This is a genomic window from Demequina sp. NBRC 110054 (genome assembly GCF_002090115.1).
In the GTDB taxonomy this organism is placed as follows: domain Bacteria; phylum Actinomycetota; class Actinomycetes; order Actinomycetales; family Demequinaceae; genus Demequina.
Map to the genome: position 1 here is coordinate 550,009 of NZ_BBRK01000005.1, position 13,826 is coordinate 563,834.

General features: G+C 69.9%; 14 protein-coding genes. 6 read left to right on the top strand and 8 right to left on the bottom strand.

The genetic code is table 11. From position 1 onward, the window contains the following. Positions 1 to 15 precede the first annotated feature (15 nt). Positions 16 to 891: a fumarylacetoacetate hydrolase family protein gene (locus tag B7K23_RS11790; RefSeq protein WP_084126769.1), complete on the top strand. Its 876-nt coding sequence runs from the start codon at positions 16 to 18 to the stop codon at positions 889 to 891. Further along, positions 888 to 1,799, top strand: coding sequence for a fumarylacetoacetate hydrolase family protein (locus B7K23_RS11795; protein ID WP_084126770.1), 912 nt, complete (start codon positions 888 to 890; stop codon positions 1,797 to 1,799). The genes B7K23_RS11790 and B7K23_RS11795 overlap by 4 nt, the downstream gene beginning before the upstream one ends. Before the next feature lie 117 nt (positions 1,800 to 1,916). Here B7K23_RS11795 and B7K23_RS11800 read toward each other — a convergent pair whose 3' ends face one another. Then, positions 1,917 to 2,381: an Lrp/AsnC family transcriptional regulator gene (locus B7K23_RS11800; RefSeq protein ID WP_084126771.1), complete on the bottom strand. Its 465-nt coding sequence runs from the start codon at positions 2,379 to 2,381 to the stop codon at positions 1,917 to 1,919. A 112-nt stretch (positions 2,382 to 2,493) separates the two neighbouring features. Between B7K23_RS11800 and B7K23_RS11805 the strand changes: the two genes are divergently transcribed. From B7K23_RS11805 to B7K23_RS11820, 4 genes are all read left to right on the top strand, one after another. Then, positions 2,494 to 3,393 carry a 2-dehydropantoate 2-reductase gene (locus B7K23_RS11805; protein WP_200809828.1) on the top strand — a complete coding sequence of 300 codons (900 nt, stop codon included), beginning with the start codon at positions 2,494 to 2,496 and terminating at the stop codon, positions 3,391 to 3,393. Beyond that, positions 3,390 to 4,574 carry an aminotransferase class I/II-fold pyridoxal phosphate-dependent enzyme gene (locus B7K23_RS11810; protein ID WP_200809829.1) on the top strand — a complete coding sequence of 395 codons (1,185 nt, stop codon included), beginning with the start codon at positions 3,390 to 3,392 and terminating at the stop codon, positions 4,572 to 4,574. The genes B7K23_RS11805 and B7K23_RS11810 overlap by 4 nt, the downstream gene beginning before the upstream one ends. Before the next feature lie 82 nt (positions 4,575 to 4,656). Further along, a complete protein-coding gene (locus B7K23_RS11815) occupies positions 4,657 to 4,932 on the top strand; it encodes a hypothetical protein (RefSeq protein ID WP_143338261.1) in 276 nt (91 codons plus the stop codon). Positions 4,933 to 5,065: 133 nt separating this feature from the next. Then, entirely contained in the window at positions 5,066 to 6,739 is a 1,674-nt protein-coding gene (locus B7K23_RS11820; protein WP_084126775.1) for an amidohydrolase, read from the top strand. 7 nt (positions 6,740 to 6,746) lie between these two features. Here B7K23_RS11820 and B7K23_RS11825 read toward each other — a convergent pair whose 3' ends face one another. The 7 genes from B7K23_RS11825 to B7K23_RS11855 form a co-directional block, all read right to left on the bottom strand. Continuing rightward, positions 6,747 to 7,007, bottom strand: coding sequence for a hypothetical protein (locus B7K23_RS11825; RefSeq protein ID WP_084126776.1), 261 nt, complete (start codon positions 7,005 to 7,007; stop codon positions 6,747 to 6,749). Positions 7,008 to 7,179: 172 nt separating this feature from the next. Beyond that, entirely contained in the window at positions 7,180 to 7,968 is a 789-nt protein-coding gene (locus tag B7K23_RS11830; protein ID WP_084126967.1) for a CPBP family intramembrane glutamic endopeptidase, read from the bottom strand. Between the two features lie 116 nt (positions 7,969 to 8,084). Then, entirely contained in the window at positions 8,085 to 8,744 is a 660-nt protein-coding gene (locus B7K23_RS11835) for a response regulator transcription factor (protein WP_084126777.1), read from the bottom strand. Continuing rightward, positions 8,741 to 9,910 (bottom strand): sensor histidine kinase, encoded by a 1,170-nt coding sequence (locus tag B7K23_RS11840; protein WP_084126778.1) that lies wholly within the window; start codon positions 9,908 to 9,910, stop codon positions 8,741 to 8,743. The genes B7K23_RS11835 and B7K23_RS11840 overlap by 4 nt, the downstream gene beginning before the upstream one ends. A gap of 52 nt (positions 9,911 to 9,962) precedes the next feature. Continuing rightward, complete coding sequence (locus tag B7K23_RS11845) at positions 9,963 to 11,927, bottom strand: glycoside hydrolase family 127 protein (protein WP_084126779.1); 1,965 nt, start codon at positions 11,925 to 11,927, stop codon at positions 9,963 to 9,965. Positions 11,928 to 11,930: 3 nt separating this feature from the next. Continuing rightward, positions 11,931 to 12,767, bottom strand: a complete 837-nt coding sequence (locus B7K23_RS11850) for a carbohydrate ABC transporter permease (RefSeq protein ID WP_084126780.1) — start codon at positions 12,765 to 12,767, stop codon at positions 11,931 to 11,933. Between the two features lies 1 nt (position 12,768). After that, the gene (locus B7K23_RS11855; protein WP_084126781.1) at positions 12,769 to 13,731 is read right to left on the bottom strand and encodes a carbohydrate ABC transporter permease; all 963 of its coding nucleotides are present in this window, start codon (positions 13,729 to 13,731) and stop codon (positions 12,769 to 12,771) included. Between the last annotated feature and the right edge of the window lie 95 nt (positions 13,732 to 13,826).

Here is a 13,826-nt window from a genome sequence, read left to right on the forward strand (position 1 = left end):
GGAACAGGAGACACCATGAAGCTCATCACCTTCGACGAGGGCAGGGTCGGCCGCCTCGAGCTCGAGGAGGGCGTCGTCATCGAGCTCGACGTCCCCTCGACTCGCGAGTACTTCGAGCGCGACGGCAAGGTCGGCGAGACCGGCGAGCGCCTGCGATACGAGGACGTGACGCTGCGCGCCCCGATCCGCCCCAAGAAGTTCTTCCACACCGCGGGCAACTTCATCGACCACCACAACGAGCTCACCGCGGTCGACTGGTCCCACCCGGTCCACAAGGGCATCGTGTTCTTCCAGAACCTCGACGCGATCATCGGTCCCGAGGACGACATCGTCTATCCCGAGGGTCTCACCAAGGAGCTCGACTACGAGCTCGAGCTCGCGATCGTCATCGGCAAGTCCGGCAAGTTCTTCGGCCCCGAGGAGGCGGAGGACTACATCGCAGGCTTCACGGTCTTCAACGACATCACCGCGCGCGACATCCAGCGCAAGGAGATGGAGTCGGGCGTGTTCTCGTTCTCCAAGGGCATCGACACGTTCTGCCCCATCGGCCCGTGGATCGTCACGAAGGACGAGGTCCCCGACATGCACAACCTCGCGATGGAGCTGCGCGTCAACGGCGAGGTCCGCCAGCAGGGCAACACCAACAAGACCCGCATCTCCTGGCCGCACCTCGTGGCGTACCACTCGCCGCAGATCTACTCCGCAGGCGACCTCATCACGACGGGCACCATCTCGGGCGTCGCCGCGGTGCAGCCCAACCCGTTCGACTTCTACCTCAACCCTGGCGACGTGGTCGAGGCCGAGATCTCGGGCATCGGCACGCTGCGCAACAAGGTCGTCTCGTGGGAGGAAGCCCACGGCGAGCCCGCACCTCAGCGGGTCGACTGGTGAGAGTCGCGAACCTCGACGGTCGCCTCGCCCTCATCACGGGGGACGGGGCGGCGGTCGACGTCGCCGACGCGTCGGGCGGGCTGTTCGGCCCGGACCCGATGTCGGCCTTCGGGGACTGGGCGCGCTTCGCCGCCTGGGCGACCGCGCGGGGCCCGGACGATGCAGGGGCGGGGGACGATGCTGCGGGCGCGGACGATGCCGGGGCTGGGGACGTCGTCACCGGTCGGCACGAGCACCGCGCGCCGGTCGACCCCGCGCGCCTCGGCCCTCCCATACCCAGGCCCGCACAGATCTTCGCGATCGGCGTCAACTACCGCGAGCACGCGGATGAGGCCGGCTATCCGCCCGACAGCATGCCCGTCACCTTCACGAAGTTCGCGTCGAGCCTCACCGGGCCCGACGCGACCGTCGACCTGCCCGAGGGACACGTCGACTGGGAGGTCGAGCTCGTGGTCGTGATCGGCACCGGCGGCCACCACATCCGCCGCGACGACGCGTGGGACCACGTCGCAGGCCTCACCGTGGGGCAGGACCTCTCCGAGCGCGTCGCGCAGCTCGAGGGCACGAAGCCGCAGTTCTCCCTCGCGAAGTCCCACCCCGGCTTCTCCCCCACCGGACCGTGGATCGTCACGCTCGACGAGATCGACGATCCCTCCGACCTCGCGATCTCATGCGCCGTCGATGGCGACACGATGCAGGACAGCCGGACCTCGCGGATGATCTACGACATCCCCGAGCTCATCGCCCGTCTGTCCGCGGTCGTCACCCTCCTGCCGGGCGACCTGATCTTCACGGGCACACCTTCGGGCATCGGCAACCGCAGGACGCCGCCGCGGTTCCTGCGCTCGGGAGAGACGCTCACGAGCGCGATCGAATCGGTCGGCACGCTCACCACGCGCTTCCGCTGACCCCGGATCCCGGTCGCCGCTCCTCTCCTCCTTGCGGCGGCCGGGGTCAACGCCGGCCCATTCCGGCGCGCGGTGGGGTCCGCCCGGTCAGCGGGCGGGCCCCACCGCACAGGGATGTCACCGGCTGCCTGAGAGCGGAAGACCCCGATACGGGACGACATCCTTCATCACGAGGGTCGAGTCGAGCCGCTGGACGCCGGGAAGCGCCGACAGCCTCGTGTCGGTGAGCTCCTGGAAGGCCTGGAGGTCCTTGCACACGACGTGCAGCATGTAGTCGGGGTTGCCGAAGAGCCTCTGCGCCTGCACCACCTCCGGCATCCCTGCGAGCTGCTGCTCGAACTCCATGAAGTCGCCAGGGGCGACGCTCTGCAGCGTCACGGAGACGAGCGTGGTGAAGGTGCGGTCGACCAGGACCGGGTCCACGTCCGCGCGGTAGCCGCGGATCACACCGGCGTCCTCGAGCGCCTTGAGGCGGCGGTGGCACGGGGACAGGCTGAGACCCACACGCTGGGCCAGGTCCGTGGCGCTGATGCGCCCCTCGCGCTGGAGGATCGCAAGAATGTCGCGGTCAATCGCATCCATGCAGAAGATTCTCCCATGGACGATGCGCGGGCGACCAGGATTTGAGAGCACATTTCAGGCGCACGCGAGTACATTTCTGATGAGCCCCCATCGTCGAGCCAGGAGGTCAGCCGTGCCCGCATCCAAGGTCGCCATCGTCGGCGCGGGAGCCATCGGCCTCGCGATCGGATCGGCCTTCGCGCGCGCCGGCAGCGAGATCGTGATCTGCGGCGGGCGCACCCCCGTCGACAGCGTCACGATCGTCGAGGACGGCACGCCTCAGACCTGGCCCGCACGCCACATCGACGACCCGTCGGAGCTCGGTGACGTCGACGTCATGGTGATCGCGGTGAAGGCCTACGCCACCGACGCGATGGCCGAGTGGCTGCGCGCGGGCGCCGCCGCGGGCGCGACGATCCTCGTCGGCCAGAACGGGGTGGAACAGGTCGACCGGGTCCGACCCCACGTGGGCGGCGCGGACGCGATCCCCGCGATCGTCTACCTCAACGTCGAGCGGACAGCACCCGGGGTGGCGACGATGCGACGCGTGGGCGAGCACGATATCGCGCTGCCCGCGACGGGGTCCGGCAAGACGCTCGGCCGGCTCCTCGACGAGGGCGGCATGCGCATGAACGTCGCGGAGGACTTCGCCGAGGTCCTGTGGACCAAGATGATGATCAACTGCGCGGGCAACAGCCTCACCGCTCTCACGCGCCGACGCGCTCCCGTGCTCCTCGATCCCGCGATCGCGGACCTCGCAAGGCAGATCACGCGCGAGGTCGCGGCCGTCGCGCGCGCGGAGGGCGCGGACCTCTCGCCCGAGCAGGCCGATGCGGTCATCGCCTGGCTCCAGGCCGCAGCGCCCGCCAACAACACCTCCTCGATGCGCGAGGACGTCATGGCGGGTCGCCCGATCGAGCACGACGCCCTCACGGGCGCGATCGTCCGCATCGCCGCCCGGCACGGCATCGACGTGCCCATCAACACCGCCATGCTGGCTCTCCTCGGAGCGCTGCACCCCGAGGAGGCATGATGCGCATCTCCCAGCGCGCCCTGAACGTCGAGCCGTTCCGAGCGATGGGCCTCATCGCCAAGGCGGACCAGATCGACCGATCCGGACACCGCGTCGTCCGTCTGAACCTCGGCGAGCCCGACTTCGGCGCCTCCGCGCCGGTCCGCGCGGCCATGGCCGAGGCCATGGACGGGCGCCCCCTCCCCTACGGCGTCCCGAAGGGCGATCCCGCGCTGCGCGCCCGGATCTGCGAGTTCTACCGGGACCGCCACGGGGTCGAGATCGACCCGCGCCGCGTCTTCATCACGTCGGGGGCGTCCTCCGCGCTGCTGCTCCTCACGGCCGCGACCGTGGACCCTGGCTCGGACGTGATCCTCGCCGATCCCTCGTACCTTCCCAACCGCGAGCTCGTGCGCGCATTCGGCGGCAACCTCATCGCCGTGCCGACGACCGCCGAGAGCCGCTTCCAGCTGACCGCCGACATGGTGCGCGAGCACTGGACCGAGCGCACGCAGGCCGTGATGATCGCGAGCCCCTCGAACCCGACAGGCACATCGCTCGCGCCCGAGGAGCTGGCCGCGATCTGCGACGCGACGAGGGAGCTCGGCGGGTGGCGCATCGTCGACGAGATCTACCTCGATGGCGCCGACCCGCGGCCCGACGGCACCCCGCCCGAGACCGCCCTCGTGCACGACCCCGAGGCGATCATCGTCAGCAGCTTCTCCAAGTACTTCGGCATGACGGGCTGGCGGCTGGGCTGGTGCATCGTCCCCGACGCCCTGGTCGGCGTGATGGACTCGCTCGCCGTCGACTTCTTCCTGGGCCCTCAGGTGCCGGCGCAGTACGCCGCGATCCACTGCTTCGACCCGGAGGTGCTCGCCGAGGCCGACGCCCGCCGCATCGACATGCTCGAGCGGCGCGCGCTGATGATCGAGGGGCTCGCCCGCATCGGCATCCCCGTCGCCTCCGAGCCGAACGGCGCGTTCTACGCCTTCACCGACATCTCCGCGACGGGCCTGGACTCGGCCACCTTCTGCGAGCGCGCGCTCGACGAGGCGCACGTCGCGCTCACGCCCGGGCACGACTTCGGACCCACGCACGGCGACACCCACATCCGCCTGTCCTACGCCTCCTCGAAGGCGGACATCGTTGAGGGGATCGACCGGCTCGGGCGGTGGCTCGACACGGTGCGCGGAGCCTGACGCCTTCGTGGCACCGCATGCCACTGCGGCCACTAGAGTGGCGGCATGGCGGCAAGCGCCGAGGGGATCCGGGGGGATGACCATGAATGAGCGACGTCGGGGCGGCAGCGAGATCGTCGAAGGCCTGCTGATCGCCTTCGTGGGAGCGCCGATCGTCGGGGCGATCGTCGCGGGCTTCTTCATGTGGGTCACGCTCGACTTCACGCCGGTCTTCACGCTCGTCGCGTTCGCCACGTTCGCGTACGGAGCGATCCGCGCGGGGCGAGGCGCTCGCGCCTATCTGGACAACGTCGAGACAGCGGCGCTGCTGACCATCCGGGACGCCGAGGCGGCGCGGGACGAGCGCCGCGAGGGCTGATCGGCGCCCTGCGGTCGACTTCACCCTCGATCGCGCAAAGTCCCCACTGATTCGCTCGCAAGAATGCCGACACACCACGGAAACACGCGCTCCCCTACGGTGTGACTGAGTCCCCCCGACACGAGGAGCGCCCGTGACCACTCTCGTCTTCCGCAACGGCTCGGTGCTGACCGAGGACGTCCTCGACGGCGCCGTCGAGGCACCGCACGCAACCGCCGTCGCAGTGGTCGACGGCGTGATCGCCGCCGTCGGCGAGGACGATGCGGTGGCCTCCTTCATGGACGATGCGGACACAGTGGTCGACCTCGAGGACCGCACCCTCATGCCCGGCTTCGTCGACGCTCACATCCACGCGTTCCAGGGAGGCCGCGAGCGCAACGCGTGCGACCTCACCGGCGAGGACACCGCCGAGGAGTACTACGCGACCATCGCGGCCTACCACGCGGCGCACCCCGAAGGCTGGCTCGCGGGCGGCGGCTGGTCGATGGAGGCCTTCCCGTACGGGCTGGCGCGCCGAGAGGCGCTCGACGAGATCGTCGGCGCGCGGCCGGCCTTCCTCCCCAACCGCGATCACCACTCGGCGTGGGTGAGCTCGGAGGCGCTGCGCCTCGCGGGCATCGATGCGGGCACCCCCGACCCGACCGGCGGCCGCATCGAGCGCGACCCCGACGGCGTGCCGACCGGCATGCTCCACGAGCACGCGATGCGACTGGTCGAGGGCATCATGCCCGCCTACACCCCCGCGCAGTACGACGCGGGCCTCGCGACGGCCTCCGCCTACCTCGCCTCGCTCGGGCTCGTCGGGTGGCAGGACGTCTACCTCAAGCCGTACGAGATCGAGCCCGAGCCGCACCTGGCCTACGTGCGCGCCGACGCCGCAGGGACGCTCACCGCCAAGGTGAAGGGTTCGCTGTGGTGGAACCCGAACGTCCCCTCGGAGGGCATCGCCGACGAGGTCGCGCGGCTCGTCGCGATCCGCGAGGAGACCAATGCCTCCGGCCGGCGGTACGGGATCCACTCGGTCAAGGTCATGGTCGACGGCGTCGCGGAGACGTACACGGCGTCGATGCTTGAGTCCTATCTGGACGACCACGGCCACCCCACGGGAAACCTCGGCATCCCGTTCCTCACCCCCGAGCTGCTCACCGAGGTGACCGTGGCGCTCGATGCGGCCGGCTTCCAGGTGCACTTCCACGCACTGGGCGATCGCGCGGTCCGCGACTCGCTCGATGCCATCGAGGCGGCGCGCGACGCGAACGGCGCGCGCGACCTGCGCCATCACCTGGTGCACCTCCAATTCATCGACGCGGCGGAGATCCCGCGCTTCCGCGAGCTCGACGCGACCGCGAACATCCAGGCGCTGTGGGCCGCGCACGAGGTGCAGACGGATGCGCTGACCGTCCCGTACGTCGGTGAGGAGCGAGCGGAGCGCATGTACCCCTTCGGAGAGCTGCTGCGCGCGGACGCACCGTTCGCGGCGGGCAGCGACTGGCCGGTGTCGACACCCAACCCTCTCGAGGCGATCCATGTGGCCGTGAACCGGAGGTCACCCGGCGCATCGTCCGACACCGCACCCCTGGGCACCGCCCAGGAGCTGCCGCTACTGGCGATGCTGCGCGCCTACACGCAGGGCTCGGCGTGGCTCAACCGCCTCGAGGGCTCGACCGGCGCGATCCGCGTGGGCGCGGCCGCCGACCTCGTCGTCCTGGATCGCGACCTGCTCGCGGCCCCGCGCGAGGAGATCGGCGAGACCCGCGTGGACCACACCTTCGTGGACGGCGTGGAGGTCTACGCGCGCGAGGTCTGACCTCGGGTCACTCCGAGCGGACGACGACGAGGTCGGACTGCGGGGCCAGCGCATCGTCCCGCACGGCCGGAGCGTGCACGGGAGGCACCGTCGCGTCGAGCGCGGGCGACGGCGGCTCCTCGAGCTCGATCTCGACGGTCGGGCCGACCTCGAGCGACGGGTGGGAGGCATGCGAGGTCATGGGGACGAGCACGAAGCCGGTCGCGAAGGCGACGACGAAGGCGCCGAACAGCGCGAGGGCTGCGGGCCACGTGAGACGGGCGAACATGACGGATCTCCATTCGGATGCGGGCGCGGTGCGCCTGGTGGGGTGATGACGCGCGAGCGCCGCGTCGGCGGAGTGGCGCGAGTGCCGGGTGGGTGCTGGCGAAGGCGCCACCCGGCGATGAGAGGCCCGCGTCGCAGAGCGTGGGGGCGCGACCTGCGACGCGGGCGGCTTGTCAGGCGACCAGCGCCGCGCCGCCGATCAGCAGCGGGGCCGCGAAGGTCACCCAGTCGTTGACGATGTGGGCGCCGGCCGAGACCCCGAGATTGCGGGTCACGACGTACGCGAGGGTGAGCACGAGCCGCGCGACGCCGATCAGCGCGAGGCACTGGAGCACGTTCCAGCCATAGGTCGGAAGGTGCAGCGCGGCGAACAGGAGCGCGCTCGCGACCCACGCGATCGCTAGCGCGGGGCGGCGCTTCCAGCCGAGGTGGGTGAGGTAGGCCATGAGCGCGAGCATCGGCAGGATCGTCACGAGCTCCTCGCCGATCAGCTGCGGGATGCTGGCCGCGAAGAACTGGACCCGCTCGAGCGCCGACATGTCGGTGAGAGCCGCGATTGCGGGGTTGGCCTCGGACCCGAGGTACGGCTGCAGCGCGAGCGCGAGCGGCGTCACCACCGCGAGGTTGAGCGCGGCGAAGCCCACCATCGCGAGCACGTCGCGCACTCGGATCCGACGGTACAGCGCGGTCCACCCGCCGGGCGCGGCCCACGCGAGGGCGAGCAGCGGCAGCACGGGGAACATGAGCATGGGGATCCACTGCGCGCCGAGCACGCCTGCGGGCACGGGCAGCCACATGAGCTGCACCACCGCGAGGACGCACGCGGAGAGGATCGCGGCCCAGCCGACCGGCTCGATGCGCCGCGGCAGCCCGTTGTAGAAGGGAAGGTCGGGCCGGTCGGACTCGGTGCGCGTCGCGGCGCTGGCCGACTCCTTCGGGGTCTCGACTGCCTGGGCTGCCATCGTCATCTCTCCTTGTCAGGTTGATGACTCAAGGCTCTCGAGAATCGCGCTCAGGCGAATCGCACAGGAGGAGACACTTGGCGCTGCTACGCCCGTAGTACGCCGGCGCGCCGGCCTCAGGGTTGGACGAGTCCCCCCTGGTACGCGGCCACCACGAGCTGCGCGCGGTCGCGCGCGCCGACCTTGTGCATCGCGCGCACCACGTGCGTCTTGGCGGTGAGCGGCGTGATGAACAGGCGCTCGGCGATCTCGTCGTTGCTCAGTCCCTGCGCGACGAGCAGGACGACCTCACGCTCGCGGTCCGTCAGGTAGCGGAACCGCTCGCCGTCGACCGCGGGCCTGATCGAGTCCTTCGCCAGCTGCGCGACCACCACCTTGGTCGCGGCGGGCGACAGCAGCGACTCCCCCTCCGCGATCGTCCTCACGGCGTCGAGGAGCTCGGCGGGCCGCACACCCTTGCCGAGGAACCCGCTCGCGCCGGCTTGAAGCGCGCGCAGGACGTAGTCCTCCTCCTCGAACGTGGTGAGCACGACGACGCGCACGTCGGCGAGCTCCTCGTCCGCGGCGATCTGCTCGGTGGCCGCGATGCCGTCCATCCCCGGCATGCGGATGTCCATGAGCACCACGTCGGGTCTCGTGGTCTTGACGAGCGCGACCGCCGCGTCGCCGTCGCCCGCCTCGCCGACCACCTCGAGGTCCTCGGCCGTGCCGAGGATCGCGACGAAGCCTCCCCTGATCAGGTCCTGGTCGTCGACCACCACCACCCGCGTCGTCATCGTGCCCCGCCTTCGTCACTGGCCACTCGTCGCGCCGGCAGCGTCGCCCGCACGACGAACAGGTCACCCTCTCTTCCGGTGTCCAGACTGCCGTCGGCCGCGGTCGCGCGCTCGCGCATCCCCACCAGGCCGAAGCCCGAGCCGCTCGTGCCCGGGGCGCCGATCGGGTTGCTCACGCGGATCGCGACCGAGACGGGGTCCACGGCCACGTCGAGCACGGCGGTGCCGTCGCCGTGCCGCGTCGCGTTCGTGAGCGCCTCCTGGACGATGCGGTAGGCGGCCTGGTCGACGCCGTCCGGCAGGCGGGCGGGCAGGCCGGCGACCGCGCTGGTCACCGCGAGGCCCGCCGCCTGCGCCTGTGCGATCAGGTCCTCGAGCTGGTCGAGTCCCACGCCGGGCCGATCGTCATCCTCGTCCTGACGCAGCACCTTGAGCATCAGCGGGAGCTCCTCGAGGACCTTGGCGCCCGCCTCCTGCACGCTCGCGAGCGCGGCGGACGCGCGGTCCCTGTCCGACTCGAGCAGCGCCTCGGCGACACCCGCCTGCACGTTCATCACCGCGATGTGGTGCCCGACGGCGTCGTGGAGCTCGCGCGCGATCCGCAGCCGCTCCTGCGCGACGCGCGTGTGCGCAAGGGCCTCGCGCGTCTCCTCGGCCTCCACGGCCCGCGCGCGCTGTGTCGCGATCACCTTGCGGTTCATCCCCACCGCAAGGCCCACTGCCGCGATCATCCCGGTGAGCACCAGGATCAGCACGACCTCGGCTGTTCCGCCGTTCAATCCGTAGACGACGAGCAGCGGCAGCGTCGACCCTCCGACCGCGACCATGCCGATCGCGATCGCCGTCCGGACCTGGGCCGCAGAGGACACCGCGGTATAGGCGGCCACCGAGAAGAGGAAGTACGAGTTCGAGACATCGCCTGCCATGACGGTGGACCCGGCGTAGAGCAGCCACGTGACCGCGAGGACCGCGATGGGCGAGCTGCGGCGCCATACGAGCGCGAGCGCGGCCGCGGCGGCGACGGCGAAGTCGATGCTCGCGAGCCCCCCGAAGCCGCCGCCCGACACCCGCAGCGCCGCGAAGGCGATCAGCCAGCTCGCGGCGATCAGCGCGTCGCGCACGAGCCGCGACTCGAGAAGCCGGGGCCTGCGATCGCTGAGGCTCATGGATGAAATGTACCGGGACGGCCCTGCGAATCCACGTCTCAGGCGAGGGCGGTCATGCCCCTCGGCGGCTCGTGGCCACCTCGGGAATCATGACCCTCATCTGAGAAGGCGCACGCTCACCCCACCGGTGATATGGCACGAGCGGCACGCGCAGCACCCGTTCCTCCGCGTGAGCGCGGTCGGCCGATCTCGAGAACGGGAGCGCTCCGCGCTCCTCGACGCCGACACGCGCCCGCATCGTCGCGATGGCGCCGTCCCCCTCGGCGAGAGGCAGGACACCCGAGTCGAGGCGGACATCCTCGATCCCCACCCCATCAGGCAGATCGGTGGACTCCACGCAGAGCACGAGTGGGCCGCGCTCAACTGCGACTGTCCCGCGCATCGCATCGATGCGCGGGTCCGGCCAGGTGAGGCGGGGCTCCGTGTCCACCATGAGCGAGACGACATCACCCTCACGCACCGCGCCCGGACGCCACCAACCGGTCTCGAGCGTCTCGACCCCCTCCGAGGTCGTCCCCGTGGAGCCTTCGGCCCAGGCGGGGACGCGAAGGCGCAGCGTGACGGGCGAGGAGGGAGCCTCGACCACCGTCACGGTGATCGCGCCATCGTCGGGGTAACGCGTCTCGACCCTCAGTCGCATGCGACCGGACTCGAGTTCGAAGCTCAACTCGCCCGCGCCATAGAGCACCAGCGAGACCTCATCGCCCTCGACGAACGCGGCGTAGGTATGCAGCGAAGCGAACATCCGCGTCACGTTGGTCGGACAGCAGGAGACATCGAACCACGGCGCGCGGACTCCGCCCTCGGCACGCATGTTCACGCCCTCACCGGAGAACTCCCCTCCGGGGACCCTCACCTGAAGGGGATTCGCGTAGAAGAACGCGGTGCCGGTCGCATCGGGCGCAACCGCGACCACGTTGTAGAGCGTGCGTTCCATCAGATCCGCGTAGCGGACCTCGCCCGTGGCAAGGAGCAGTCGCCACGCGAGCATCGTCGAGCCGATGCCAGCGCACGTCTCGCAATACGCACGGTCGGGCGGGAGCTCCCAGTCATCTCCGAAGCCCTCGTCCTGGTGGCGCGACCCCATCCCGCCGGTCAGATAGGTACGGCGGGACACCGTGTGCTCCCACTGCGCCGTGAGCGCCGCCAGGAGGTCATCGTCCCCCGTGTCGACGGCCACGTCGACCGCGCCGGAGGCCAGATAGAGCGCGCGTACGGCATGGCCGCGGAACGCCGTGGCATCGCGCACCGGGGTGTCGTCCTGGAAGTACTCGGCCGACAGCAGCGGGCGCACCGGAAGCGTCCCGTGCCCTCTCCGATCGAGGAAGAGACCGGCCTGGTCAAGGTAGCGACGCTCGCCAGTGGCCCGCCCGAACTCCGCGAGGCCGACCTCGATCTCGGGGTGACCGCACAAGGTCTCCTGCCCGCCGATCCCGAACACACGGCACACGTGGTCCGCGGCGCGGCGGGCTACCTCGACAAGGAGGTCGTCGTGCCCCGTGCGCAGCCGCGCCACGGCTGCCTGGAGCAGGTGTCCGACGTTGTAGAGCTCATGTCCCATCGCCATGTCGGAGTAGCGCGGCGGCAGTCCAGGGTGCCCGAACGCCGTGTCGAGGTAGCCGTCGTCGTCCTGCGCGGCCGCGATGCGTGCGACCAGCGCGTCGAAGCGCGCCTGCAGCTCCGCGTCGTGCTCGCGGCCGAGCTCCCATGCGACGCCCTCGAGCAGCTTGTAGAGCTCCGAGTCGGAGAACTCCCAGCCGGCGCGTTCGATCGTGACGTCGCCGCGAGCCACGCGATCGAAGTTCTCAAGCCAGCCGAGCCGCTCCATCCACGCCTCGCAGTGCGCGATCGTCGCTTCCGCATTGACGCGCTGGCGGCTTCCCCAATAGCCCTCGGGGCCCCAGGTCACCTCGCCGAGGCCCGCTCCACGGCGAGTACCCCGCGAGGGGACGACGGGGCGCGCGAGGCGGCGCGCGTCAGAGGCGAGAGAGTCGCCACGGGCAAAGGTCTCGGTCACGGTTCAGTCCTTCACTGCGCCGGCGGTCACACCGGCTGCGACGTAGCGCTGCGCGAATACGAGGAGCACCGCCGCTGGTATCGAGGCCACGACTGCGGTGGCCATGATCGCGTTCCACTGCGTGGTGTTGTTGCCGATGTAGGCGTAGATGCTGAGGGTCACAGGGACGAACTCGGCGTTGCGCGACAACGTCGACGCGAAGATGAAGTCGGACCACGCCCAGAGGAATGCGAACAGCGACACCGTGATCGCCGAGTTGCGGCTGATCGGCATCACGATCGAGCGGAATGTCCGCCATGCGCTCGCTCCGTCGACGCGGGCCGCCTGCAGCAGCTCCTTGGGGATCCCACTCATGAAGGCCGTGAACAGCAGCACGCCGAACGGGACTGCGATGGTCGAGTCCGCGAGAATCAGCCCGGGGAGGCTGTTGAGCAGGCCGAGCCGCACGTAGATCGCGTAGAAGCCCATCGACATGACCACGGCGGGGATCATCTGCGCCACGAGGAGGATGAAGTTGAGCGATCGGCCACCCCTCATCCGCAGCAACGCGATCGCGTAGGCCGCGGGCGCCGACAGCACAAGCGTCAGCAGCACGCAGCCCAGGCCCACCACGAGGCTGACGCCCAGGGCCGGAAGCTGCTGGTCGAACACGGCCTGATAGCCCTCGAATGTGGGGCTCGTCGGGAACAGCGACGGCGGGTTCGCACGCAGGTCGCTTCGCGGCGTCAGCGAGACGTTCACCATCCAGTACACGGGGAATAGCATCAGCGCGGTGAAGAACAGCCCGAGGCCGGTCTTCCACCAGGTGGACCGCTTCTTGGAGACAGTGGAGCGTGCCATGTCAGGCGTCCTCCCGATTCTGCATGCGCGCATAGATGAGCCCGAAGATCAGGGCGATGATGATGAGGATGTTTCCGATCGCGGAGGCGGGCGAGAAGGCGGGTTGGCCCGTGCCGAACGCCTCGCGGTACGACCAGACGGACAGGATCAGCGAACTGTTCGCTGGTCCCCCCTTCGTCATGATCCAGATGATGTCGACGACCTTGAGCGTGTACACGAGTCCGAGCAGGATCGTGATCGCAGACACCGGCCGCAGCAGCGGGAAGGTGATCCGCCAGAAGGTCTTCCACGCGCCGGCGCCATCGAGCGACGCCGCCTCGTACACGTCGGCCGGGATGTTCTGCAGGCCCGAGTAGAGGATCACGAGGTTGAAGGGGATGCCGAGCCAGATGTTCGCGATGATCACGGCGGTGAGCGACCAGTCGGGCGACGTGAGCCAGTTGATCGGGTCGAGGCCGACCGCCAGGAGGAACGCGTTGACGATGCCCGAGTCTGAGTTCATCATCCAGGCCCACGTCGAGGCCGACACGATGAGCGGCAGCAGCCACGGCACCAGGAACATCGCGCGAAGGACGCCTGAGAGACGGAAGTTGTTGCGGAAGAACACTGCGAGGGCGAGCCCGATCGCGTACTGGAACAGGATCGAGATGCCTACGAAGAGGAAGGTGTTCAGCAGCGCCGGGCCAAACAGGTCTGAGGTGATCACGTCCACGTAGTTGGCGAGTCCCACAAACTCTGCATCGCCCTGCACAAACGCCCGGATGTTGTAGTCGTGAACCGACAGGTCGATGCTACGGATCAGGGGGTAGGCGTAGAACGCGATCAGGTAGATCACGAGCGGCGCGGCGAATGCGACGGCTACCCACGGCGAGCCATGGATACCCCTCGGCGCGCTGCCGCGTCTGCGCGCCCCGGGCGTCGGCGCCTCGCCGACGGCAGCGGGGCTTGTGGCGGTGGTGGTCATGGGTCTTCCTCGGATTGCGGGTCGGGCGCGGGGCAGGTGACGAATGAGCGGGTTTCCCCGATCGGGGCGGGCGCGGGGCTGGAGAGTCGCCTCAC